Here is a 23,742-nt window from a genome sequence, read left to right as displayed (position 1 = left end):
CGCGGGTGGCCGCCGACGGGCCCGTGGCCGTGGGGTCGGCGTCGCGGGTGGCCGCCGATGGACCCGTGGCCGAGGGGCCCGCGCCCCGGCCCGCCGCCGCAGGCCGCCGCTCGGCCGCCGTCGTAGCGGGCGCGCCCAGCAACGCCCGACCGTGGGCCGACATGGCGCCCCGCCCCGTCACCCCCAGCAGTTCCGCCTCGTTCAGCGCCCACCGGGCGAGCCTGCCGCGCAGGTCGTCGTCCTGCTGGGGGCCGCGCAACGGCCGCTCCCAGCGCAGCCGCGCCAGCACCGACTCGGCGGACGGGGACTGCCCCTCCGGCAGCCCGGCGAGCAGCGTCAGCACCCGGTGCCGTACCTCCGGCGCGGCGGAGCGGTCGAGGCCCGGGCCCAGCGTGGACAACGTACGGTCCTTCGCGTCCCGCCCCCCGATCAGCCCCGCCGTACGCGTCGCCGTCAGCCATGTCTCCGCCAGCCGTGCCCAGCGCTGCGCGGCGGGCTGCTCCAGCCACTCGTCGTAGGCGGGCGTCGCCGCGTACCGCTCGTCGGCCTCGCCGTCGGAGGCCAGCAGCCCGGCGGCGTAGGCCAGCTCGACCCAGAAGGCGGCGACGGGCTCGGGCACGTCGAGGGCGACGGCGGTCCGCTTCAGGTCGCGCACGCTGAGGCCACCGGCCCGCAGCACGGCCGGCCCGCCCTCGTCCCAGTCCTTCAGCAGCTCCTCGACGGTCGCCAGCGCCGTGTACGCCTGCCCGGCCGCCGTCGCGTCCACAACCTGTGGACGGTGCGTCGCGGCCGCCTCGACGGGCGGCGGCAGCGGCTCGGTGGCGCGGTGCGCGCGGCCCGCGCGCAGGTGCAGGGCCACCTCGCGGGGGAGTACGACCGTCCCGGGCGTCGTCGGCAGGAGCAGGCCGCGGTCCAGGAGCCAGCGCAGGCGGGGCGCGGGATCGGCGGTGACCTGGCCGTACGGCGGACCCCAGACCAGGCGGGACAGTACCTCCCGGGACTCCTCCGGGGCGTCGGCGAGCAGCGCCGCCATGCGCCGCCGGTCGGCGAACAGGGCGGTCAGCGACGCCACGGCGGACACGGCGTCGTGGGTCGAGGTCAGCCCGGCCGCCGAGACGATCTCCTGGATACGGCCCGGGGACATGCCCGCGGAGGCCTCCTGCACGCTCGGGCCGAGCCCGGTCGGCGACGGATGCTGGGGCGCGGGCGCCAGCAGCTCACGTGCGGTACGGACGAGGCGCAGCCGGTCGTCGCCGCCCCACACCAGGGCCTGGTCGCGCAGGGCGCCGAGGGCGTGCGGCAGGGCGCTCGCCACGGCCGGGTCGCCCTCGTCGCCGGCCATCAGGCCGAGCAGTTCGTCGTACGTCGCCGGGTCCGCCGCCACCGCCAGCGCCTCCGCCGTCTGCAGCGCGAAGCGGTCCAGCCGCTCCAGGGCGCGCACGACCGAGGCCCGGGTGCCGGCGCGGGTCGCCAGCTGGGTGAGGTCGGTCGGGACGGGGGTGATGAGGTCGGGGCGGCTGCGCAGGAGCACGGCCAGCGAGGCGTCGTCCCGCGTGCGGAGGGCCTCCGCGAGGGAACGGGGCGGTGTAGCCGGGTCGCTCATCCTGCCCACGTTAGCGGGTGGGGCGGCTGGGCCGGGGTGGGAGCGGGGCCTCGAACCCCGTCCGGTCGGCGAACGGAACGTTTCACAGTTGACCTCCGGATGAACATCGTCCGGAGGATTCCGGCACCTCTGGCAACACCGCGTACCCACTCGTCACTCTGGGCTCCCTGCCAACTGCTTCACGGCTCAAGGGAATTGGGGGTTCCAGCGGTGAGCGAGCAGGTCGAGCAGTGGATCGCCGTCGTCAGCCTCGCGATCCCCGTCTTCGCGTTCCTGTGGGAGTTCGCGGTCGTCGGCCGCAAGCGGCTCGGCTACCGGGTGCAGATGGACACGCTCGCCGCGGACGACACCCGGTCGGAGCACGCCGAGATCCTCGAGCAGTTGGAGCGGGACGGCCACCGGCTGAAGGACCCCTCCTTCGTCCTGTTGCGCATCGAGAACGCCGGATCCGCCCCCATCGAACCCGGTGACTACCTGACCGACGAGAACGACCCCAGCGGCATATGGGCGACCTTCCGCCGCCGGCAGGTCGCGGGCATCGTGGTCACCGAGCTGAGCCAGCGCGAGCTGCGCCGGTTCTTCCGGGACGGCGCCGCGGGCTACGGCTTCCGCAACGACGAGACCAGACGCGCGGGCGTCGTCGAGCTGCCGAAGGTCAAACTGCCCCGGCGGGCCGAGTACAAGGTCCTGGTGATCCTGGAGCGCTGGCAGGACGACGAGAGCACCGACGACTTCCCCAAGCCGGACATCGTCGGTGCCGTCGGCGCCGACCGGCGCTGGTTCGACCCGCTGGCGAAGTACTTCCGGTTCAAGCTGGCCAGGACCGAGAGCCATCTGTTCGCCTCCCGGCCGGCCTGGTTCGCCATCGGGTTCCTGGCGGCGGCGGTCGCCGTCCAGGCGGGCTTCACCCTGTTCCTGCGCGAGGACCGCAGGCCGCCGCTGGACTGCGTGAGCGGCACCCTGTACCTGCACGGCTCCACCGCCTTCGAGCCCGCGGTACGGGCCGCCGCACGCGACTACCTCGAGAGGTGCGACGGCGCGGACGTGCACATCCCGCTCGCGGACGACTCCTTCAAGGGCAGCACCGACGGCGTCACCGACCTGGACAGGGCCGGCCGGGAGGCCGAAGTCCCGGTCGGCGAGGGCCTCGGCGACCACATCGCCTTCACCGACGGCCTCGCCTCCGACGGACACCCCCGGCTGATCCCCAGACCCGTCGCGCTCTCCGTGTTCACCCTCGTCGTCAACAAGGACGCGGGCGTGGAGAACCTGAAACTGGCCCAGATCCGCGAGATCTTCGCCGGCCGGGTCCAGAACTGGTCCGAGGTCGGCGGCAACGACGTGCCCGTCCACCTCGTCAACCGCGACCCCGGCTCCGGCACCCGCAGCACCCTCGTCGCCAAGGTCCTGAACGGCAAGGAACCGCCCCAGTTCACGGAGACCGACTGCGCGTCCCTGAACCCGAAACGGTACGGCCGCTGCGAGGTCACCAGCACCGACACCATGCTGAACACGGCCGCCTCGACCCCCGGCGCCCTCGGCTACAGCGAGACCACCGGCGTCGACGGCCACAAGGCGGCCGACAGACTCGCCAAGCTGACCATCGACGGCAGGAAAGCGACGGCGGACGGCGTCGAGGACACCAACTACCGCTACTGGCAGACCGAGTTCGCCTACACCTACGGCGAGACCCCGGCCGGCTCGGTCGCCGCGGCCTTCCTCAACTTCCTCACCCAGCAGAGCGGCCGCGACATCCTCCGCGACCACGGCCACGGCCTCTGCTCCGAAGCACAGAACTCGGGGGAGTGCCGCCCGCTCTGACCCACCCCATGTCCTGCGCTAACGTCGTCCCACGGGGTATCCAACGCACCGCAACGCACCCACCCCGGAGGGGACTTCGTGGGGATCGAGAGCGACCAGGTCGTCTACGAGTATCTGAGCCGCGTCGGCGACGTGGCCCAGCGGCGCCAGCTGCCGTCGGCCACCCGCATGCGCCTGGTGTCCGAGCTGCGCGGCGAGATCGACCGGCGGCGCGCCAAGGCCCCCGTCGACAGCCCCGCCGCCGTCCGCCGCATCATCGCCCGCCTCGGCACCCCGGACGAGGTCGTCACGGCCGCCGGCGGCAACGCCGCCCCCGCACCCCAGACCCCGGCCGCCGCCGTGCCCGTACAGCCGGAGAGCCGGGACGACGGGACGGACGAGGAACGCCCCAAGGGCCTGCGCCGCCTCGTCCCCCGCCCGCGCCCCGCCGAGCCCCCGGCGGCACCGGACGACGCCGCCCCACCGCCGCACCTCGCCAGTACGGCGGACCTCGGCGGCAGCGCGACCCAGCCCGACTGGTGGCGGGTCGACAGCAGCGCCTTCGGCCCTGGCGAGGACGTCCCGGGATTCGTCGGCGGCGTGGAGATCCCGGAGATGCTCAGGCGCCCGCCCGCGAAGGACGAGGCGGCGCCGCGGAAGAAGGAGCCCGCGGCGGAATCCGCCCCCACGGCGGTGGAGAAGGCCGAGGACCCGGAACCGGAAACCGCCGGCCGCCGTCGCCGCCGTCTCCTGCCCCGCCCGACCCTCCCCACCGGCCGCTGGAGCAACCCCCTCCTCCTGCTCGCCGCCGCCCTCCTGGTCACCGGCGCCGTCCTCGGCAACCTCATCGCCCTGCTCCTCGGCTGGCTCATCGCCTGGGGCTCCCGCCGCCTGAGCGACGCCGAGACGAAGTGGGCGGTGGTGATCCTGCCCGCCCTGTCTCTCACGGCAGGCGTCGCTTGGCTCTGGGGGCGCACCAACGGCCGCTGGGGGGACCCGATCGCGGAGGGCCAGACGAACGCCGCACTCGCGGACACCTGGCCCTGGGTACTGAAGGGGGCGGCGGTGGCATCGGCGCTGTTCATCGTCTGGCGCTCACAGAAACGCCCTTAGGGGCGCGGGGCTGTATCGATTTGCGGCTCCGCCGCGTGGGCGCGATCAACCCCCACCGGCCCGCAGCCGCCGAACCGGGAACAGGACCGAGCTACTGGGCGCACATCACACACACCCCTCGTCTGCCCCGCCGCAGGCCTGGGCACAATGGCGCATATGGCCTCTTCAACCCCGCGTCAGCTCACCGTCGGCTTCGACCTCGACATGACCCTCATCGACTCCCGCCCCGGCATCCACGCCTGCTACACGGCACTGGCCGAACACACGGGGACGTACATCGACGCCGACCTCGCGATCACGCGCCTGGGCCCCCCGCTCGAGGAAGAGCTGATCAACTGGTTCCCGGCGGAGCAGATCGCGGCCATCGCCGACCAGTACCGCGGGATGTACCCGACGATCGCCATCGCCGCGACCCCCGCCCTGCCCGGCGCCCGCGAGGCGATAGCCGCCGTACGGAAGGCCGGTGGACGCGCGATCGTGGTGACGGCCAAGTACGAGCCGAACGCCAAACTGCACCTGGAGCACCTCGGCATCGAGCCGGACGCGGTCATCGGCAACCTCTGGGCCGAGCAGAAGGCGGCGGCCCTGCGCGAGCACGACGCCGGCGTCTACGTCGGCGACCACGAGGGCGACGTACGCGCGGCCCGCGCGGCCGACGCCCTGTCCGTCACCGTGGCCACCGGTCCGTACAACGCCGCCGAGCTGCGCGCCCTCGGCGCGGACGTCGTCCTCGACGACCTGACGGAGTTCCCCGACTGGCTCGCCGGCTACCGCGAAGCGCCCCGCGCCTGACGCCTTCCGGCCGCGATCGACTGGAACACCCCGGCGCCGGCGACAAGGAATCCGACGCCCATGAGCATGCTCAGTCCGAACATGTACGTCGGAAATGGCGTCGTACCGAGCAGGAACGGGGCCACCGTGACCAGAGTGGCCACGGTACCGATGAAGAACAGGACCGCACCGGCACGGATCAGTCGGTCACCGGGAGCGGCGGAATTCGTTTGGGTTTTGTCACGCACCGGACCAGGGTAGTTCCCTGCGCGAGGGAACAACCGGGCGACGTCTTGTCACCTGCCCGGGGAGCATTAGCCTTGGTACCGGCGGGTCATGGTCGACCCGCTGTAGTGCTATCAAGAGCCGTTTTCAGAAGCAGTTTTCCGACGAGTACGAGGACGAGGACAGACGTGCCTACCGGCAAGGTCAAGTGGTTCAACAGCGAGAAGGGCTTCGGCTTTCTCTCCCGCGACGACGGCGGTGACGTCTTCGTCCATTCCTCGGTCCTCCCCGCCGGAGTCGAGACTCTCAAGCCGGGCCAGCGCGTGGAGTTCGGCGTGGTCGCGGGCCAGCGTGGCGACCAGGCACTTTCGGTCACCGTTCTGGATCCGACCCCCTCGGTCGCGGCCGCCACCCGTAAGAAGCCGGACGAACTGGCGTCGATCGTCCAGGACCTGACGACCCTCCTCGAGAACATCACGCCGATGCTCGAGAAGGGCCGCTACCCCGACAAGGCCTCCGGCAAGAAGATCGCCGGCCTGCTGCGAGCGGTCGCCGACCAGCTCGACGTATAGGTCATTTCTCGACATACAGGCTTTTCTCGACGTACAACCCCTTTACGGACTTGAACGGTCCTACGGGAAATCCAGCGCATCCGGGCCGAGGGGCGGCACCAGCCCCTCGGCCGCCGCACGTGTGAGCAGACCGCGCACCGCCGCGTAGCCGTCCTCGCCGAGGCCGGCCGTGAACTCGTTGACGTACAGGCCGATGTGCTGGTCGGCGACGGCCGGGTCCATCTCCTGGGCGTGCTCCATGACGTACGGGCGGGAGGCCTCGGGATCGTCCCAGGCGGCGCGCACGGACGTGCGGATCGAGTCGGCGAGCCGCGTCAGCGCCGCCGCGCCCAGCGACCTCTTCGCGATGATCGCGCCCAGCGGGATCGGCAGCCCGGTGGTGTTCTCCCAGTGCTCGCCCATGTCCGCGAGCTTGTGCAGCCCGTAGTTCTGGTACGTGAACCGCGCCTCGTGGATGACGAGGCCCGCGTCGACCTTCCCGTCCCGCACGGCGGGCATGATCTCGTGGAACGGCATGACCACGATCTCGCCGACCCCGCCGGGGAGCGTGTCCGCGGCCCAGAGGCGGAACAGCAGATACGCCGTCGACCTCTCGCTCGGCACCGCGACCGTACGGCCGGTGAGGTCCACCCCCGCCTCCCGCGTCAGCACCAGCGGCCCGCAGCCCCGGCCCAGCGCGCCCCCGCAGGGCAGCAGGGCGTACTCGTCGAGCACGTACGGCAGCACGGCGTACGACACCTTCAGCACGTCGAACTCACCGCGCTCGGCCATGCCGTTGGTGATGTCGATGTCGGCGAACGTGACGTCGAGGGCGGGCGCGCCCGGGACGCGGCCGTGGGCGAGGGCGTCGAAGACGAAGGTGTCGTTCGGGCAGGGGGAGTAGGCGATCTGCAGCGGCTCACCGGTCATGTGGGTTCCAACTCTCCAGTACGGGCGTGAGCTTCCCGAAGCCCTCCGTCAGGGCGGCCAGCGCGTCGCCGATGCGCCAGGCGGCGCGGTCGCGGGGGCCGACGGGGTTGGAGATCGCGCGCAGCTCCAGCACCGGCGTGCGGTGGACCGCGGCGGCCTCGGCGACGCCGAAGCCCTCCATGGCCTCGGCCAGGGCGGTGGGGTGGCGCTCGCGGAGCCGTGCGGCGCGGACGGCGGTGCCGGTCACCGTGGAGACGGTGAGGACGGCGCCGGGGCGCGCGCCGGTGGCGGTCGCGACCTCTCGTACGAGTGCTTCCGGCGGACGGTGGGTGACGGCGCCGAAGCCCAGCTCGGTGACCGGCAGGAAGCCGTCGGGGGTCTCCGCGCCCAGATCGGCGGCGGTGATCTCGTCGGCGACGACGAGCGAGCCGACGGGGGCGTGGGGTGCGAAGCCGCCGGCGATGCCGGCCGAGACGACCAGGCCGTAGGGGGCGCCGTCGAGGGCGGCGGCGCAGAGGGCGGACGCGGTGGTGGCGGCGGCCCGGGCAGGTCCCACGCCGGCGGCGAGGAGGTCGACGACCGGCCGCCCGGCCGTATCGGGCACCGGATCGACCGGCCTCAGCAGCACCCGCCCCCCGTCCGCGGCCGCCGCGAACGCCTCGGCCACCGCGTCCCTCTCCGCAGGGACCGCGGTGGCCACGAGCACGCGAAGCGCTGCGGCAGCGATCAGCTGTCCTTCTCCAGCTTGAAGGACCACAGACCCGTCACGTCCTGCTCGCCCTCCTTGATGGAGACCAGCGTCGAGTTGCCGCTGGCGCCGTACTGGGCGTTGAAGAACACGCTGCCCGGGACGGTGCGGTACGTCTTCTTGCTGGAGTCGGTGAGCGGCTGGCCGTTCATGAGGATGGTCCAGCCGTTGTCGGCGATCTCCGGGTCGACGCCGAAGCGCACGGTGTCGTCGGGGTCGACCTTGATGGACTCGATGCCCTTGTCCTTCAGGCACCCCGCCAGGTCCGCGGTCTTCAGGGCGTCGCCCTCGCCACCGCAGGTCGCCTCCGAGTGGACGGAGGACGTGCCGACGGTGATCGTGGCGATCGGCGTCGGCTTGTCGCAGGCCGACAGGACGAGCAGTCCGGCGGAAACGGCGCCGGCGGCGGCGAGCGCGCGGCGGCGTCGCACAACGGATTGCAGCGTGGTCATGGGCGAAGGCTATCGGGCTCGTATGGCGCTCTCTCTACGTGGGGGCGGCGTGCCGTGCGTCACGGAGGCGTCAGGGCGTACGTCACGGCCGTCTCGCGGCGTCTCAGTCCACCCGTGGCCGTGCGTGGCCGCCGCGGCGGGCCGAGCCGATCAGGCCCTTCACCGTGGTCACCCAGCCGATGGCGACGATCACCGCGCCGACCGCCAGGCCCAGCGAGCCCTTCAGCGGCAGCACGATGCCGATCGCGCCGCCGAGCACCCAGGACATCTGCAGCAGCGTCTCGGAGCGCGCGAACGCCGACGTTCGGACCAGCTCCGGCACGTCCCGCTGGATCAGCGCGTCCAGCGACAACTTGGCCAGCGCCTGTGCGAACCCGGCGACCGCCGCCAGGAAGGCCACCAGGATCGAGCCGAAGAAGAGCGCGGCCGTGATCGCCACGGCCAGCACGAAGCCCACGACGGTCACGATGATGATCTCCGGCGCCCGGGATCTGAGCCACGCCCCGACGGCCGTACCGAGCGCGTTGCCCGCGCCGGCCGCGACGGCCACCGTCCCCAGGGACACGGCGGCGCTCTGGCCGGCCATCGGGTGCTCGCGCAGCAGGAACGCGAGGAAGAAGATCAGGAAGCCGGAGAGACAGCGCAGGGCGGCGTTCGCGCCCAGGGCGTGGGTGACGGCGATACCGACCGTGCGCAGGCCGGGGCGCTTGACGGGCTTGCGGTGCGGCCCGTGCAGATGCTGCTCGTCGGCCGCCAGCAGCGCGGTGTCCTCGCCCTTGGCCGAGTCGACCTTGTGCGGCAGGGAGAAGGACAGGAACGTACCGGCGATGAAGATCACGAAGGCGCCGTAGAGCGGCCAGCGCGGCCCGATCGCCTGCAGCCCCGCGCCGATCGGCGCCGCGATCCCGGTGGCCAGGAGTCCGCCGAGGGTGACCCGTGAATTGGCCTTCACCAGGGAAAAGCGGGGTGGCAGCAGCCGGGGCACGACGGCGCTTCTGACGACCCCGTACGCCTTCGAGGCCACCAGCACCCCGAGCGCGGCCGGATACAGCTGGAGATCGCCGCTGACGACGGCGCTGGACAGGACCAGGGCGAGCAGTGCCCGGGCGAGCATCGCGCCGGCCATCGCGGCGCGGCGGCCGTGCGGGAGGCGGTCGAGGAGGGGGCCGATCACGGGCGCGAGGAGCGTGAACGGCGCCATGGTGATGCCGAGGTAGAGCGCGACACGCCCACGGGCCTCGTCGGTGGGGACGGAGAAGAAGACAGTGGAGGCGAGCGCGACGGTGATCATCATGTCCCCGGCGCCGTTCACACCGTGCAGCTCGATCAGCTTGCCGAGGCCGGACTCGCCGGCGCCCTGCGCGTGCGTGGCCTTGCGGATGCCGCGGGCGGGGCCGGTCAGCGGGAAGTGCAGGGCACGCCCGAGCGCGCGGAGGGAGCCGCCCATCCGGCCCGTTCCGCCGCCTCGACTCCGGCCGCCCTTGGCGCCACCGACACCGGTGGCCCCTTGCGGCTGCCTAGCGGTTGCCACGACGCAATAGTGCCCCGAGATGGGGGCGGGTAGTGCGGTTACGGCGCGTATGGGGGGAAAGCCATGGGCAAGGTCTCAGGTCGGTGCCAGGCAACTCTCAGGGCGACGACACGGGTTCCGTGGCCGCCGCGCACGGTGAAAGGGCCGTCGGTGTAGGCCCAGCGCTCGCGAACAGGTAGCGTGCGTATCTCAGCCATCCCGCACAATGGATGACGTAGGTGCGCCCGAGCGCGATTCGGATGCGGACGTCGACGCGGCCCACAGGTCCGCTCCGTCCGTTCCCACCGCCTCAAGGCACCGCACCCGAGAGACGGCGTAGGAGAGAAGCGATACCTGTGAGCGCAGCGACAACGCGAAGCCGCACCCCCGACCGTCTGTGCGCCGAGGCCGTCGACCTCGCCCGCAGTGCCGCCGAGGAGGCCGCCGCGCCCGGCGTCGTGGGCGAGCACGCGGGTCTGGTCTCCGAGGGCGACCGCGTGGCCACGCACTTCTTCGAGTGCAAGGAGCTCGGGTACCGCGGCTGGCGCTGGGCGGTGACGGTGGCCCGAGCGTCCCGCGCGAAGGTGGTGACGCTGGACGAGGTGGTTCTCCTCCCCGGTCCGGACGCCCTCCTCGCCCCCGAGTGGGTGCCGTGGAGCGAGCGCCTGCGCCCCGGCGACATGGGCCCGGGCGACCTGCTCCCCACGGACGCCGAGGACCTGCGCCTGGAGCCCGGCTACTCCGGCGAGGACGAGCCGGTGCCGAGCGCGGCCGTCTCCGAGGAGATGGCGGAGCTGGTGGAGGCCGAGGACGCCGAGGTCACGGCCGGGGTCCCCGCGAACCTTCCCTTCGCCCCCTCCCGCGGCTCGATCGCCGCCGTGGCGGAGGAACTGGGCATGCGCCGCGCCCGCGTCCTGTCCCGCTACGGCCTGCACGTCGCCGCGGACCGATGGGAGGAGGCGTTCGGCGCGAAGACCCCCATGGCCCAGGCGGCCCCCGCCTCCTGCGTCACCTGCGGCTTCCTCGCCCCGATCGGCGGCTCCCTGGGCCAAGCCTTCGGTGTCTGCGCGAACGAGTTCGCTCCGGCGGACGGCCGCGTCGTGTCCCTGACGTACGGCTGCGGCGGCCACTCGGAGGCCGCGGTCATGCCGAAGCCGCCGCGTCCGGCTCCGCCGGTGATCGACGAGACGCGGGTGGATCCGTTCCCGCTGCGGCCGGCGGCGGATTCGGGGTCGGTTTTGGTGGGGGCGGATGAGGAGTCGGCGGAGTTGGGGCACTCGTAGCGACGTCAGCTCCGCAGACCGGGGCGGTCGGCTGCTAGTCAGCGAAGACCTCGGTTGTGGACGCGGCCGTGATGGCCCGATCGAACCAGCGGCCCAGTACGTCCAGGTCGTCACAGGACGTGATGCGCTCGCGGTCGTCATTCGAGACGTCGATGCCGCGACGGTCCAGGAGTCGCAGGATGTCCTCGGCTCGGCCCTCCGCGCGGCCTTCGTCCCGGATCTCTTCTGCGATGTACGACTTGTAGAAGGAGAGGTCCACGGCCACCAGGTTCCTCCAGAGTTCTGCTGCCGGGCGCTTGCCCAGGCCTTGCGAGATGAGTTCAATGATCGGGTCGGCGATGGCCTGCGGTGTGTCCCGCAGCACGGTCGTCATTGCCTTCAGTATGGCCCCGACGTCCGGATTCTTGGCGTGGGTGATTGCCGACAGTGTGGCGAGCGCGAGGTCTTTCCGGACCTCGGCCGGGTCGGTGATCACCGGCATGTTGTGCGGACCCGCGACCAGCGGGCGCAGGGTGAGCAGGGGCCACTGGGGAGGGCCGAAGTCGACCGGGCCGGCGGCCCATTCTGCGGTGGAGCGGTCCTGGCAGACGACCAGGAGTACCGGCTGCAGCCGGTACTTCGTGAGTAAGTACGAGGCGTAGTACGCCCAGCTGGCGGGCTTGTCCGGGTCCTTCTGGCCCTGGGCCTCGATGGCGAGGAGCAACGGCTCGGCGTCTTCCGACTCCAACCGCACGAGTGTGTCCACACGACGTTCGACGGGGCTGGTCGCGGTGAGATCGTTGGGCAGGACGGCGACTGAGGTGGGCGGGGCGAAGTCGATGCCCAGCACCTTGGAGACCCCGGAGAAGAGCCCCGGGTAGTCCTGGAAGATGCGGTGCATCGCCTCGTGGGACGAGCTGACCATGGTGCGGTTTCGGGCCTTTCGTCGGTGTGTTGTGGCTGGGCTGCCGCTCAGGCGGTTGCCGGGACGGGATCGGAAATACGGCAGTCGCGGCAGCGGCCGGGGTCCGGCGAGCGGAAGGCGCGGTCGCAGTCTTCGCAGGTCTGGAGTGGGTGGCGGACCACAGGTGGCGGGGTGAACGGGGGCGGGGGTGGCAGTTGGGCGGCGAGGCGGTGGGCCAGTAGGGCTGCCGGGCGGCACAGGGGCTCGGGTGGCAGGTCGGTGGTCAGGGTGTGGCGTACGGCTGTGGGGGCCACGTCCCGTTCCAGCCAGGCCGCGACGCCGGGGGCCAGGTGGGCCGTGTCGCGCTCGCTTAGCAGGAGGCGGGGGTCGTGGTGGCGGAGACCGGCGAGGAGGTCGGTGGCCGTCTGGAGGAGGGTCGGGGCCGGGTAGGCCGGTTGCGGTACGGCGGGTAGGGGCTTGGGGGGCGGACGCGGTTCGCCTTTTCCGGGGCCGGGGTTGGGGCTGGTGGTCCTGGGCTTCGCTGCCCCTGCCGGGCTGGTTGCAGGAGACCGTGCGGGTGACGATGCGGCCGTCGGGGATGCGTTTGCGCTCGCGGCGCAGGTAGCCGTGCGTCTCCAGCTCGCGCAGGGCGGCGGCGATACGGGTCCTGCCCTCGGGGAAGCGGGCGGCGAGGGTCTTGATGTCGACGCGGGCGCCGGAGGGGAGCGACTGGATGTAGACGGCCAGGCCGATTGCCAGGGCCGAGAGGTCCGGGTGTTGGACCAGGTGGTTGCCGATCACCGTGAAGCGGGTGGTGTGGCGAGTGTTGTCGTGGAGCAGGCCGCCGGAGTTGGGGTGCCGGTGCCGCTGGTTCGGGTTGTTGTTGGCGGCAACACGGGACTGGGCGCGCGAGGGCGCGCTAGGGTTTTGCGTATCCATCGGGAAGGGTTTGCTTCCTTGGTGGTCAGGCCCTCGCACTGGGATTGCCGTCCCGGCGAGGGCCGTTGCATGTCTGCGGTTGTGTTGCGGCGAGCGTAAGGCAGGCAACCTGCCCCGAATCCAGCCGAGTTGGTGATGTTCACCCGAGTGGGTGAGTTTGCGCCGGGGGCGGGAGGGAGGGGTGGGGTTTGGTCGGGTTCTTTCACCGTCTTGGTTCTTGGGGGAGGCAGCCCGTCGCACCGGAGTACGGGTTCCTGGAGTCCGGTGGGAGGACGACTTCGGCCCACACCGTCTTGCGTGGGGCCGGGCCCTCCGAGAACCCCCAGCGGTCCGCGAACGCCTCCACGAGCAGCAGCCCGCGGCCCGACTCGGCCTCGGGGGCGGGGTGTTGGGGGTGCGGCAGGCGGTCACCGCACGTGTCCGCGACCTCGATACGGAGGGTGTCGCCGACGACGTAGAGCAGCAGGAGGAAGTCCCGGCCGGGGATACGGCCGTGCCGGACCGCGTTGGCCGCCAGCTCCGCGACCACGTGGGCCGCCGGGTCCAAGGGCAGGCCCCAGCTGCGGAGTTGTTCGGTGGCGAGGAGACGGGCGAGGCGGGCGCCGCGGGGTGTGGGGGACAGCTGCACGCTGAAGTTGCGGATGGGGTTGTCGAGTTGGGTGAGTGGGGCGGGTGGGGCGAGTGGAGTCGTGAGGGCGGCGGTTTCTTGATTCACGTTACTCAGCGTGGCCGGGTGCGCTTACCGTGAACAGTGACTCAGCGGGTGCGTACGGTGACTGTCCGGAGCTTGTCCGGTGGTGTCCGGGCTGTCGGGACGGGCGTGCGGGTAGGGCGCTGCTGCACTGCGGCGGTACGACGGAGGGGTAGGGCATGACAGCGGTTGACGGCGACGGCGTACGGCTCAAGACCGAGGCGGATGAGCCGGGTTGGGAGGTCGATCCGGACGACGAGTGGGGCGTGGCGGTGATCGCGACCGTCGGGCGGCAGCTGAAGCTGTGGCGGGAGGCGGCGGGGATACGGGCCGCCGAGTTCGGCAAGGCGGTGGGGTACGGCGAGGACCTCGTCTACAAGATCGAGGGTGGGAAGCGGATTCCTCGGCTTGAGTACCTGGACAAGGCGGACGAGGTGCTGGACGCGGGTGGGCTGATCTCCGCGATGAAGGAGGACGTGAAGAAGGTCCGGTACCCGAAGAAGGTGCGGGCGCTGGGGGAGATGGAGGCCAAGGCGGTCGAGCTCCAGCTCTACGATCCGCTGAACGTCCACGGTCTGTTGCAGACGCCGGAGTACGCGCGCGGGCTTCTCCTGATGCGGCGCCCCGCGTACACCGAGGACGAGGTGGAGCGGTTCATCGCGGCTCGCGTGGCCCGCAAGGCCGTATTCGAGCGGGATCCGGCGCCTGAACTGAGCTTCGTACTGGAGGAGTGGACGCTGCGACGCCCGCTCGGAGGCAGGGTGGCGTTGCGCGGCCAGCTTGAACATCTGCTGGAGGCGGGGCAGTTGCGGAACGTCGAGCTTCAGGTGATGCCGATGGATCGGGAGGAGCACGCCGGGGTGGACGGTGGTATCGAGGTGCTGAAGTTCGAGGACGGCTCGGCCGTGGGGCGTTCGCCAGCCATGGCCAACGGCCGCCCGGTCACCGAGCCCAAGCAGCTCCGTATCCTTGAACTGCGGTATGGCATCATCCGGGCGCAGGCGCTCACACCACGTGAGTCGACGGCCTTCATCGAACAACTGCTGGGGGAAACATGATCCGCAACGCCTCGGCTGGGAACCCCTCCGAGCTGGCGTGGTTCAAGAGCAGCTACAGCAGCGGCAGCGAGGGCGATTCCTGCGTCGAAGTCGCCACCACCCCCGCCACCATCCACATCCGCGACTCCAAGCACACCAACGGCCCCCGCCTCACCCTCACCCCACAGGCCTGGGCCGGCTTCCTGCCGTACGCCTCCCGGAGTCCCCGTATCTGATGGCGTCCGTCGACCACGAACTCGTCCAGGCCGCAGCGGACGTCGCCCGCACCCGCTGTCGGGGCGACAACCACACCATGGCGGCCGCGGCCCGTGCCCAGGACGGCCGGATCGTCACGGCGGTGAACGCCTACCACTTCACCGGAGGCCCCTGCGCCGAGCTGGTCCTCGTCGGCACGGCGGCCGCCCAAGGTGTCTACGAGCTGGACACGATCGTCGCCGTGGGCGACCGCGACCGCGGGGTTGTTCCCCCGTGCGGAAGGTGCCGTCAGGTCCTTCTCGACTACTTTCCCGCCCTCAAGGTCATCGTCGGCGAAGAGGACAGCATCCGAACCGTACTCATCACCGACCTGCTGCCCGAAAGCTACGTCTGGGCCGACCACCAGCTCGACGCCGAGTAGACCGCGACTCTGCACGAGCCAGCACCGCCGGCAGGCAACAGGGCGAACGTTGCCTGACGCGGTGCCGATAGTGCTGCGGGCCCTGCCGGTACCAGAAACGGCAGCCCTTCAGCGCACTGTGGACGAGGACGTTCCCGTCCGTCTCGTTGCCGTTGGGGGCCCGGTACTCGATGACCTTCAGGCCCTTGGGGGCGTTCGAGAACTCCGTCTGAGTGATCTCCACGTCCTGAGTAGTCACTCCACTCGCGCTGCCCACCATTTACGAATGATCCGCCCCGCATCGGTCGGCTTTACGCCTACCGGTTCCATCGAGCGTCGGTAGACCTTCCCGAATCGCGCAATTGGTTCCTTGCGGGGTGGTCGTGCACCTTATCGCCGCCAGTAGATCGCGCAGCGAGAAACGCATGATCATCACGTGCCGTGCTTGTGATATGTTGCGGCGCGTACATGATCATTCCCGCTACAGGAGATGGGACTTCAATTCATGTGACCTGGTATACGTGCCGCGATCATTGGGGTGGCCGCGTTCGTGTCCCTCGGTCTCAACGCCATTCCGGCATCCGCAGCCGGAGCCACTTCTTGCCCCAGTGACGGCACCATCACCAGATGGGACCGTTGCACGTCTCTCGATAACGGTGTGCTCAGTGTGAGTACCACCTCCGCCGGTAACTATGTGGATGTCAACTACTACCGCACGGGAGGTGGCAGCCTTTCAGCCAAGCTCGGATATGAGCGTTCGGGTAACAGTGTCTACTCTGGTTTCATCAACATGTCGAACACGCCCTTCCACTACAGCCGCTCCTGGAGTCCGAGTGCCAGCTGTGCTGCCTTTTACGGGAAGCTCGTGACCAGCGGCGGCACCACCTACATTACGCCTCCGGCGGACCCCTGCTGATCCACGCCTGAAATGCTTCGGTTCTCATCCCTTCTGAAATAGAGGGGTGCGGGGCGCCTTTCCTGGCCGTCTGGTTCGAGAACCCGCCAGCCGGTAAGGTGCCCCGTGAGGAGATGCAAGGCCTGCTCTTGGCCGCCAATTTCAAGCCATGCGTGTGAAGATGGCTCCAGCCATCCGCAGTATCAGAATCAGGAACCACCTTGATTGAAGCCGTCTTCCAGGGCCACCTTCTATTCCTCGCCCTTGCTATCTCGGTGACCATCGCGGCGGGGGTGATTGTCTACTTCCTCGGTGTCAGACGCACGAGTCGAACGCAAGCCACCTTCAACGGATTGTGGGCGTCCTCGACGGTCGGTCCCGTTGCGTTGACCTCGTGGTCGGGCAGCGGTGTGATGACGTACGAGTGCGCAGTAAATCCGGATGTCCTCGTGGCGTTCACCAGCACACAGGGCCAACTCAACATACTCCTGTTTGCTCCCTTTGGACTGTTCGCCGCCCTTGCGACCCGACGGCTCCTCTTCGCTGTCGCCGCTGGAATATTGTTCACCGCCACCGTTGAGACAGCGCAGGCCACTGTCCCCTTCATCAGTCGCCTGTGCGACAGCGACGATCTCGTCGCGAACACGGTTGGCGCCATTACTGGTGCGGTCATTGGCGAACTGGTCAGCCGACGCCTTCGCGGCGGTGAGCCCATGACGAAGGTGGCGATGCGGCGCGCGATGGTCGTTGGCGCACCGATTCTTGTGCTTATTGTTGCTGCATGGATCGCGGTGATCGATCCCACCCGCACGGTCCAACCGTCAAATGTGCCGGCTGCGAGTGCTGTCCAGAAGCGAGCCCTCGGCGATGCTCTGAAGAAGGCCTTTGGCGCAGGCCCCTCGGTGAGTGATGCGCTATATTTCAACAATGGTGACGGGACGGCTGCGGTCACGACGCCGCTCGCCGGTGGCGGGTATGCAGAGATTACATGGCCTGACCGCGAGCAGTTCACCGCTCACTTCACTCCCAGTTACTACGGTGAAGGTGTCCACGCCTACAAAATACCGGGCGTGAGTCGCCGCGTCAGCTCTGCCGATGGCGCCAAGGATATCGCCGCGAAATATGCCTCCGCTTATGCGCCTTGGGCGATTCCGGGGTCAAAGGTTACGGTGAGTGCCATCGATGAGAGCGAGGAAATCGGTTGGATGGTCGAGTGGCGCCGCTGGAAAGCGGGGGTGTTGATGCCGATGCGCCTGAGTATTGCGATTGAACCCTCCGGCCGGGTGATCGACTTGATAGCGCGTCATATCGAGGACCCTCAGCTCCCAGAAGCTCAAGTCAATGAGCAGAAGGCGTGGGGGATATTCGATGGTCATTTCAAGGTCGAAGCCGGCCAAGGTGAACGCGCGGAGCCTATTTATCTTGCGGAACGTCGTGACGATCAGTGGCGTATCCACTGGCGTCTCTCCGTTCGTAATGGGGACACGATACTGTCCGCGGTCATAGATGCCACTGACGGAAGCATCCACCGCCCGACTACTACAGAGACGTCAGCCGCCGAGCAGACCCCATAGAGGGCGTCCCCAACGTGGGCCGCAGGCGCCAGGCATCCCGTGCCGATACTCGCCTCGACCACAGCCAGGTGGGCGGGACGCTTTCGCTCCTCCCCGCGATACCTTCTCCTCAGCCGACGAGGAGAGTGATCGTGAGCAAGTTCGTGCGTCCCGCAGCCGAGGGTGCCGACCCCTTCGGGACGGCCCGGCTGCGCCGCGGTGTACTCGACGCCTGGGCCGCCAGCCCCGCCCGTTTCCGGGAGGACGCCAACGCCGAGGAGGATCTCGTCCTCGGCGGGTACCGGGACCGGCTCGTCGTCGAGCTCGCCCAGAACGCCGCCGACGCCGCCGCCAGGGCGGGGGTGCCGGGAAGGCTCCGGCTCACCCTGCGCGACGGGGTGCTCGTCGCCGCCAACACCGGAGCCCCGCTGGACGCCGCCGGTGTCGAGTCGCTCTCCACCCTGCGGGCCTCGGCGAAGCGGGACACGGCCTCCATCGGCCGCTTCGGTGTCGGGTTCGCCGCCGTCCTCGCCGTCACCGACGAGCCCGCCGTCGTCGGGCGGCACGGCGGTGTCCGGTGGGCCCTCGCCGAGGCGCGGGAGCTGGCCGGCAGCACCGCGCGGCACAGCCCTGGGCTGGGGGACGAGATCCGGCGCCGGGACGGGCACGTCCCGCTGCTCCGGCTGCCGTTCGCCGCCGAGGGCACCGCCCCGGACCCGTACGACACCGCCGTCATCCTCCCCCTGCGCGACACCGCGGCCGCCGACCTCGCCGAGCGGCTGCTGCACGCCGTCGACGACGCGCTGCTCCTTGCCCTCCCCGGCCTCGAGGAGGTCGTGGTCGAGGTCGACGACGCCGAGCCGCGCACGCTGCGCCGCCGGGTCGACGGCCCCTTCACGGTCGTGGAGGACTCCCGTGACGGAGTCACCCACTGGCGTACGTCCGCGGCCCACGGCCCGCTCACGCCCGACCTCCTCGCCGACCGCCCGCTCGAGGAGCGGCTGCGCCCGCACTGGTCGCTCACCTGGGCCGTACCCGTCAACGCCGCCGACAGCACCCCCGCCCGGCCCCGCACCGCCCCCGTCGTCCACGCGCCCACGCCCAGCGACGAACCCCTCGGTGTCCCCGCCCTCCTCATCGCGTCCTTCCCCCTCGACACCACCCGCCGCCACGCCGCCCCCGGCCCGCTGACCGACTTCCTCGTGCAGCGCGCGGCGGACGCGTACGCCGAACTGCTCGCTGACTGGCGCCCGGTGAGCGACGGCATCATCGGCCTCGTGCCCGGCCCGCTGGGCAAGGGCGAGCTGGACGGCACCCTGCGCCAGGCGATCCTGGACCGCCTGCCCCGCACCGAGTTTCTCCCGCCCGCCCAGCCGGCCGTCCTCCCGCCCGCCTCCGAGCCGCACGAGCCCGACTCCGAGCTGCCCGAGTCCCTCCGTCCCCGTGACGCCGAGGTCGTCGAGGGCGCCGGCGCCGACACGGTGAGCGTGCTGGCCGAGGTTCTGCCCACCCTCCTCCCCGCCGGGCTCGAACGGCGTGTGGAGCTGCGGACGCTGGGGGTCGCCCGCGTCCCGCTCACCGACGCGATCGACCGCCTCGCCGGGCTGGAGAAGGAGCCGGGCTGGTGGCGGCGGCTCTACGACAGCCTCGCCGGGATCGACCCGGACCGCCTGTCCGGCCTCCCGGTCCCCCTGGCCGACGGGCGCACCACCATCGGCCCCCGCCAGATCCTGCTCCCCACCTCCGACGGTGCCCCGATCGACCCGGAGATCCTGGCCCGCCTCGGTCTCAAGGTGGCCCATCCGGACGCCGCGCACCCGTTGCTGGAGAAGCTGGGCGCCCTGCCCGCGACCCCCCGCGCGGTCCTCACCACGCCGCAGGTGCGGGCCGCCGTCGCCGCCTCCCTCGACGAGGACGGCGGTGTGAGCTGGGAGGAGGACACCCCCGACGCCGAGGAGCTGGCCGACACCGTGCTCGCGCTCGTCCGGGAGGCAGGCCTGGAGCCGGGTGACGAGCCGTGGCTGGGCGCGCTTGCCCTGCCCGACGAGGAGGGGGAGTTGGCGCCGGCCGGTGAGCTGGTCTTCCCGGGCAGCCCCTTCCATCAGGTCATGCGTGAGGGTGAACTGGCCGCGATCGACGCGGAGTTGGCGGACAAGTGGGGCGAGGCCCCGCTCGCCGCCTGCGGGGTCCTCGCCAACTTCGCCCTGGTCCGGGCGGCGGACGTCGTCCTCGACCCGGACGAACTGGAGCCCCGCGAGGGCGACTTCGCCGAGCCCGACGACGCGGGTCTGCTGGACGCCGTGGACGTCTGGAGCGAGGACATCCTCGACCGCTTCCCGGACACGCCGGTCCCGCCGGTCGCCACCGAGCTGATCGCCGTACGCGACCTGGACCTGGTGGACGAGGACAAGTGGCCCCAGGCCCTCGCCCTGCTCGCCCAGCCGCCGCTGCGGGACGCGCTCACCCAGCAGGTGCGGATCCTGCTGCCCGACGGCACGCACGAGGTCGTACGGCCGTACACGGCCTGGTGGCTGCGGGGCAACCCGGTCCTGGACGGCCGCCGCCCGGCGGGCCTCCTCGCCTCCGGCGGCGACCCCCTCCTGCGCGGCCTGTACGAAGAGGCCGACGCGACCGGCTTCGACGACGAACAGGTGCTGCGGGCGCTGGGCGTACGGACGTCGGTTGCCGCGCTGCTCGACGAGCCGGGCGGCGCGGCCGAACTCCTGGACCGCCTGGCCGACCCGGAGCGGGAGGTGTCCGCCGCCCAACTGCACGCCCTGTACGGCGCCCTGGCCGAGCTGGACCCCGAGCAGGTGACCCTGCCGGACGAGGTGCGGGCCGTGCTCGACGGGCGGGTCGAGGTCGTGGACGCGGGGGACGCAGTGGTCGTGGACTCGCCGGATCTGCTGCCCTTCACGGAGGGGGTGCCGCTGCTGCCGGTACGTCCGTCCCGGGCCGCCGAGCTGGCCGAGCTGTTCCAGGTGCGGCGGCTGAGCGAGTCCGTCACCGGGGAGGTGACGAGCGAGGGCGCCGAGCACGACGTACCGGAGTCGGTGCGGGTGCTGCTGGGGGCGCGGACGCCGGAGTCGTACGTCGAGCATGAGGAGCTCGTCGTGGACGGGGTCGAGATCGACTGGCGGCTGACGGACGACGGGGTGCTGCACGCCGCGACCCTGGAGGGCGTAGCGGCCGGGCTGGCGTGGGCGGCGGGGCAGTGGCCGCGGCGGTTCGAGGTGGCGGCGTTGTTGGAGGATCCGTCGCGCACCGCGGAGCTGGCTCGGGATCGCTGGTTCGACTGAGCCGCACGGACGAAGAGGCCGCCCCACCGGTGAGATTCCGGTGGGGCGGCCCTTTCCGCCTATCCCCAGATGTGCGCGTACATCGCTTCGTACCGTTTGTACATCAGCCCCAGTTCTCGCGGCTTGTTCCGCACGTCCAGGAATTCGAGGACGAGTGAGAACAGGTGGTCCACAGCCTGTCGGTGCTGCTCCGGGGTCAGATGGTCCTCGTTCTTCCAGCCCTTGAGGTCGATGTCGGGGAACAGGTCGAGGAGGACGAGCTTGTGCCAGTAGAAGCTGCTGCACTCGCCCCTGCGGACGACCAGCCACTCGGTGAAACCGCGCAGCAGTCCACCTGACCTGCCGAAGTCGATCCCCGTGAGGAACATGGCCGTCGGGTAGTAGGTGCCGTTCAGGCCGTACCCTTGCGGGCTGTCGCGGAGCGCCTCGACGAATTGTTTGTCGTTCACTCGTCTCCTAGAACCCGAAGTCGATATTTTTGTGCCTGGTCCACTGGGCCTTGTACTCGGCGATGGTGTCGCCGGCCCGTCCGGTCCAGGCGTCGTAGACCCGGCCGTTGTGGACCACCACCACGTGGAAGAACCAACCCGCGTCCACTCCTCGGTATTTCGGAAGGATCGCTTCGTCCACCGGCCTGATGGTGACGATCTTGCCGCCTCCGAGGCTCTTCCTGATCTTCTCGGCGCATACGTCGCAGCCGCCGGAGTTCTCGATCTCGTCCACGGCCCGGGGCAGCCCCGGAACCTTGTGCTCCCCACAAGGCACCCCGCTCGACGCGGCCATCGCAGTCGTGGTGAAGCCCGCCCGGGTCGCCGTCGTCAGCGAGGCCTTGTTGACGATCTTGCAGCCGCGCTGGAGCAACTTCAGCTCGTCGTACGCCCGCTCCAGGCCCTTCAGCTTGCCGCTGAGCAGGGCGTCCACGGCCACGCCCTTGCAGCCGTCGAAGGTCTTGTTCCGCAGGCACTTCTCGAAGGCGCTGATGCCTCACCGCGGCCGACTTCGACGGCGACGGCCGAACGGACATCGCGGCACAGATGGTCACCGGTTACAGCCAGGTCTTCCTCGGTCGTTCGGACGGCACGCTCGAGTTCGGAGCGCACATGGGGGGTCTCACTCGCTCGCATCACACTGCGCTCGTCGCGGGCGACTTCCGGGCCGACTCGCGGGGGGCCGAGGCCGTCACCGTGGACCGTCGCCTCCCTCAGCACAGGCACCGCCGGGCGGGACACCCTGCTGTTCCAGTGGGCCGACGGCTCCCTCTACACGTACAAGAGGGATGCGAACGGCAAGCTGGTCAACCAGAAGAAGTCGATGTGGCCGGACAAGACGTGGAAGAAGAAGCACATCGCCACGGGTGACTTCAACGGGGACGGCCGGGACGACATCGCCGCCATCAACGCCGACGGAGCGCTCCACCTCTACCTGGGCAAGGCCGACGGCTCCTTCGACAAGGCGCGTTCGATGTGGCACGACAAGACCTGGGGCACCAAGCGCGCCATCGTCGGCGGTGACTTCGACGGCGACGGCAAGGCGGACCTGGCGGCCATGGCGTCCAACGGCGACCTTCACCTGTACGCGGGTGACGGCAAGGGGGCGCTGGCCGGCGGTAAGAGCATGTGGCCGAAGGTCTAGCAGCACACACGGCACAGAATATTCACCAGTCGTACAACCATTCGTTGCCGTCGGAGATCTGATCAACCGAGTCAACAGACTCCTTGATCACTTGAGCCCCGCGCGACCCGGATCGCGAGACCGTGGACTGCGGGGCCCTCTCCATATGGGGAAGCGCATGCGCATTCGAGCCACCGTGGCCGCCGTCTCCGGCGCCCTGGCCCTCTCCTCCCTCGCCATACCGGCCGCGCAGGCCGACCATGGCGGCGACGTGAACGAGAAGCCGAGCGCCGCCGAGCGCTTCGGCACCTCCCCGAACCGGTCGGCGCTCAGCACGGCCGCCGCTGCCGCGGCCGAGCCCGTCGTGTCCAACGTGACGGTCAACTCCGGCAAGGCCGTAGCCGTCGGCACCACGTATGCCAAGACCTTCACGGTGTCACTGACCGCCAGCCATGCCTCGGGCATCGAGGACGCGTACGTCGATCTGTGGCACGGCACCGACGTCGAGGACGACATCGACGGTCTGCTGGTGCAGAACGAGGAAGTCGCTTCCTGCACCGCCTCCAGCGCCACCACGTCGACCTGCAAGGTCACCATCACGGCCACGCCGGGCTCCGACCTGTACAAGAACGCGCTGGCCGGCACCTGGCACGTGACCGCCGGTGCCCTCGCGGGCGACGGCAGCATCTACTGGAACGACTTCCACACGACCCACAAGGTCCAGCGCTACTCGAAGCTGACGGTCAACGCCTCGCCGGAGCCGGTGACGAAGGGCAAGACCATCACGGTCACGGGCAAGCTGTCCCGCGCCAACTGGGAGACCTTCAAGTACGCCGGCTACTCCACCCAGCCGGTCAAGCTGCAGTTCCGCAGCAAGAGCAGCTCCACCTACACCACGCTGAAGACCATCAAGACGAACACGTACGGCGACCTGAAGACCACGGTCACCGCCTCCACGGACGGCTACTTCCGCTACTCCTTCGCGGGCACCACGACCACCCCGGCGGTCAACGCCACGGGTGACTTCGTCGACGTGCAGTAGTCGCATGCGGTAGTTGAGGGGCATTCGTCGCGAACTTCCCGTTGCCTACGGGGAGTTCGTGACGAAGCTCACTAAGTTTCCTCGGCGACCACACAACCGGGAACCCCTCCCGACAATCTGATCACATGGGCCAACAGGCCCCTCGATCACCCGGGCCCCGGCGTGACCCGCAGTGCAGGGAACGACGACC

General features: G+C 70.4%; 21 protein-coding genes and 2 pseudogenes. 13 read left to right on the top strand and 10 right to left on the bottom strand.

The window, feature by feature from the left end; all coding sequences use genetic code 11:
• A pseudogene (locus ABD932_RS05770) lies at nt 1–1,603 on the bottom strand (DNA-binding protein); the annotation flags it as partial.
• Between the two features lie 210 nt (nt 1,604–1,813).
• Here ABD932_RS05770 and ABD932_RS05765 point away from each other — a divergent pair.
• The 3 genes from ABD932_RS05765 to ABD932_RS05755 all read left to right on the top strand — a co-directional run bounded on the left by ABD932_RS05765 (nt 1,814) and on the right by ABD932_RS05755 (nt 5,308).
• The gene (locus ABD932_RS05765; RefSeq protein WP_345009252.1) at nt 1,814–3,424 is read left to right on the top strand and encodes a substrate-binding domain-containing protein; all 1,611 of its coding nucleotides are present in this window, start codon (nt 1,814–1,816) and stop codon (nt 3,422–3,424) included.
• Between the two features lie 78 nt (nt 3,425–3,502).
• A complete protein-coding gene (locus ABD932_RS05760) occupies nt 3,503–4,516 on the top strand; it encodes a hypothetical protein (RefSeq protein ID WP_345009250.1) in 1,014 nt (337 codons plus the stop codon).
• A gap of 147 nt (nt 4,517–4,663) precedes the next feature.
• Nucleotides 4,664–5,308: an HAD family hydrolase gene (locus tag ABD932_RS05755; RefSeq protein WP_345009248.1), complete on the top strand. Its 645-nt coding sequence runs from the start codon at nt 4,664–4,666 to the stop codon at nt 5,306–5,308.
• Here the strand turns inward: ABD932_RS05755 and ABD932_RS05750 are convergent.
• Complete coding sequence (locus tag ABD932_RS05750; protein ID WP_126393066.1) at nt 5,284–5,535, bottom strand: hypothetical protein; 252 nt, start codon at nt 5,533–5,535, stop codon at nt 5,284–5,286. The genes ABD932_RS05755 and ABD932_RS05750 overlap by 25 nt on opposite strands.
• A 165-nt stretch (nt 5,536–5,700) precedes the next feature.
• Here ABD932_RS05750 and ABD932_RS05745 point away from each other — a divergent pair, with 165 nt between their 5' ends.
• On the top strand, nt 5,701–6,084 hold the full coding sequence (locus tag ABD932_RS05745) for a cold-shock protein (protein ID WP_126393065.1): 384 nt from the start codon (nt 5,701–5,703) through the stop codon (nt 6,082–6,084).
• Nucleotides 6,085–6,144: 60 nt separating this feature from the next.
• On the opposite strand, the gene ABD932_RS05740 is transcribed toward ABD932_RS05745, so the two are convergent.
• The 4 genes from ABD932_RS05740 to ABD932_RS05725 all read right to left on the bottom strand — a co-directional run bounded on the left by ABD932_RS05740 (nt 6,145) and on the right by ABD932_RS05725 (nt 9,724).
• Nucleotides 6,145–6,993 carry a 1,4-dihydroxy-6-naphtoate synthase gene (locus ABD932_RS05740; protein WP_345009244.1) on the bottom strand — a complete coding sequence of 283 codons (849 nt, stop codon included), beginning with the start codon at nt 6,991–6,993 and terminating at the stop codon, nt 6,145–6,147.
• The gene (locus ABD932_RS05735; RefSeq protein WP_425587408.1) at nt 6,983–7,699 is read right to left on the bottom strand and encodes a futalosine hydrolase; all 717 of its coding nucleotides are present in this window, start codon (nt 7,697–7,699) and stop codon (nt 6,983–6,985) included. The genes ABD932_RS05740 and ABD932_RS05735 overlap by 11 nt, the downstream gene beginning before the upstream one ends.
• A gap of 20 nt (nt 7,700–7,719) precedes the next feature.
• The gene (locus tag ABD932_RS05730) at nt 7,720–8,193 is read right to left on the bottom strand and encodes a DUF2771 domain-containing protein (protein ID WP_345009240.1); all 474 of its coding nucleotides are present in this window, start codon (nt 8,191–8,193) and stop codon (nt 7,720–7,722) included.
• A gap of 103 nt (nt 8,194–8,296) precedes the next feature.
• Complete coding sequence (locus ABD932_RS05725) at nt 8,297–9,724, bottom strand: MFS transporter (RefSeq protein ID WP_345009238.1); 1,428 nt, start codon at nt 9,722–9,724, stop codon at nt 8,297–8,299.
• Between the two features lie 335 nt (nt 9,725–10,059).
• Here ABD932_RS05725 and ABD932_RS05720 point away from each other — a divergent pair, with 335 nt between their 5' ends.
• Nucleotides 10,060–10,986 (top strand): DUF3027 domain-containing protein, encoded by a 927-nt coding sequence (locus tag ABD932_RS05720; RefSeq protein WP_345009236.1) that lies wholly within the window; start codon nt 10,060–10,062, stop codon nt 10,984–10,986.
• Between the two features lie 34 nt (nt 10,987–11,020).
• Here the strand turns inward: ABD932_RS05720 and ABD932_RS05715 are convergent, their stop codons facing one another.
• Both ABD932_RS05715 and ABD932_RS05710 read right to left on the bottom strand, forming a co-directional pair.
• Nucleotides 11,021–11,890: an RpnC/YadD family protein gene (locus ABD932_RS05715; protein ID WP_345009234.1), complete on the bottom strand. Its 870-nt coding sequence runs from the start codon at nt 11,888–11,890 to the stop codon at nt 11,021–11,023.
• A 1,120-nt stretch (nt 11,891–13,010) separates the two neighbouring features.
• Nucleotides 13,011–13,523, bottom strand: a complete 513-nt coding sequence (locus ABD932_RS05710; protein ID WP_425587407.1) for an ATP-binding protein — start codon at nt 13,521–13,523, stop codon at nt 13,011–13,013.
• A gap of 155 nt (nt 13,524–13,678) precedes the next feature.
• On the opposite strand from ABD932_RS05710, the gene ABD932_RS05705 reads away from it, so the two are divergent.
• From ABD932_RS05705 to ABD932_RS05685, 5 genes are all read left to right on the top strand, one after another.
• Nucleotides 13,679–14,557: a helix-turn-helix domain-containing protein gene (locus ABD932_RS05705; RefSeq protein ID WP_345009232.1), complete on the top strand. Its 879-nt coding sequence runs from the start codon at nt 13,679–13,681 to the stop codon at nt 14,555–14,557.
• Nucleotides 14,554–14,772 (top strand): DUF397 domain-containing protein, encoded by a 219-nt coding sequence (locus tag ABD932_RS05700; RefSeq protein WP_345009230.1) that lies wholly within the window; start codon nt 14,554–14,556, stop codon nt 14,770–14,772. Before ABD932_RS05705 ends, ABD932_RS05700 begins: the two co-directional genes overlap by 4 nt.
• Nucleotides 14,772–15,173, top strand: a complete 402-nt coding sequence (locus ABD932_RS05695; protein WP_345009228.1) for a cytidine deaminase family protein — start codon at nt 14,772–14,774, stop codon at nt 15,171–15,173. Before ABD932_RS05700 ends, ABD932_RS05695 begins: the two co-directional genes overlap by 1 nt.
• A 1,095-nt stretch (nt 15,174–16,268) precedes the next feature.
• Nucleotides 16,269–17,621 carry a VanZ family protein gene (locus tag ABD932_RS05690; RefSeq protein ID WP_345009226.1) on the top strand — a complete coding sequence of 451 codons (1,353 nt, stop codon included), beginning with the start codon at nt 16,269–16,271 and terminating at the stop codon, nt 17,619–17,621.
• A gap of 131 nt (nt 17,622–17,752) precedes the next feature.
• A complete protein-coding gene (locus ABD932_RS05685) occupies nt 17,753–20,899 on the top strand; it encodes a sacsin N-terminal ATP-binding-like domain-containing protein (protein ID WP_345009224.1) in 3,147 nt (1,048 codons plus the stop codon).
• A 59-nt stretch (nt 20,900–20,958) separates the two neighbouring features.
• Here the strand turns inward: ABD932_RS05685 and ABD932_RS05680 are convergent, their stop codons facing one another.
• Both ABD932_RS05680 and ABD932_RS05675 read right to left on the bottom strand, forming a co-directional pair.
• Nucleotides 20,959–21,348, bottom strand: coding sequence for a hypothetical protein (locus ABD932_RS05680; protein WP_345009222.1), 390 nt, complete (start codon nt 21,346–21,348; stop codon nt 20,959–20,961).
• Nucleotides 21,349–21,355: 7 nt separating this feature from the next.
• On the bottom strand, nt 21,356–21,820 hold the full coding sequence (locus ABD932_RS05675) for a hypothetical protein (RefSeq protein WP_345009220.1): 465 nt from the start codon (nt 21,818–21,820) through the stop codon (nt 21,356–21,358).
• Nucleotides 21,821–21,906: 86 nt separating this feature from the next.
• Here ABD932_RS05675 and ABD932_RS43920 point away from each other — a divergent pair.
• From ABD932_RS43920 to ABD932_RS05665, 3 genes and pseudogenes are all read left to right on the top strand, one after another.
• Nucleotides 21,907–22,257: pseudogene (locus ABD932_RS43920) on the top strand (FG-GAP repeat domain-containing protein); the annotation flags it as partial.
• Entirely contained in the window at nt 22,211–22,531 is a 321-nt protein-coding gene (locus ABD932_RS05670; protein WP_345009218.1) for an FG-GAP repeat domain-containing protein, read from the top strand. The pseudogene ABD932_RS43920 and the gene ABD932_RS05670, both read left to right, overlap by 47 nt.
• Nucleotides 22,532–22,688: 157 nt before the next feature.
• Nucleotides 22,689–23,552 carry a DUF5707 domain-containing protein gene (locus tag ABD932_RS05665; RefSeq protein ID WP_345009216.1) on the top strand — a complete coding sequence of 288 codons (864 nt, stop codon included), beginning with the start codon at nt 22,689–22,691 and terminating at the stop codon, nt 23,550–23,552.
• Nucleotides 23,553–23,742: the final 190 nt, after the last annotated feature.

This window comes from Streptomyces shaanxiensis, assembly GCF_039537145.1.
In the GTDB taxonomy this organism is placed as follows: Bacteria; Actinomycetota; Actinomycetes; order Streptomycetales; family Streptomycetaceae; genus Streptomyces; species Streptomyces shaanxiensis.
This window is presented reverse-complemented; position numbering and strand designations above follow the sequence as displayed.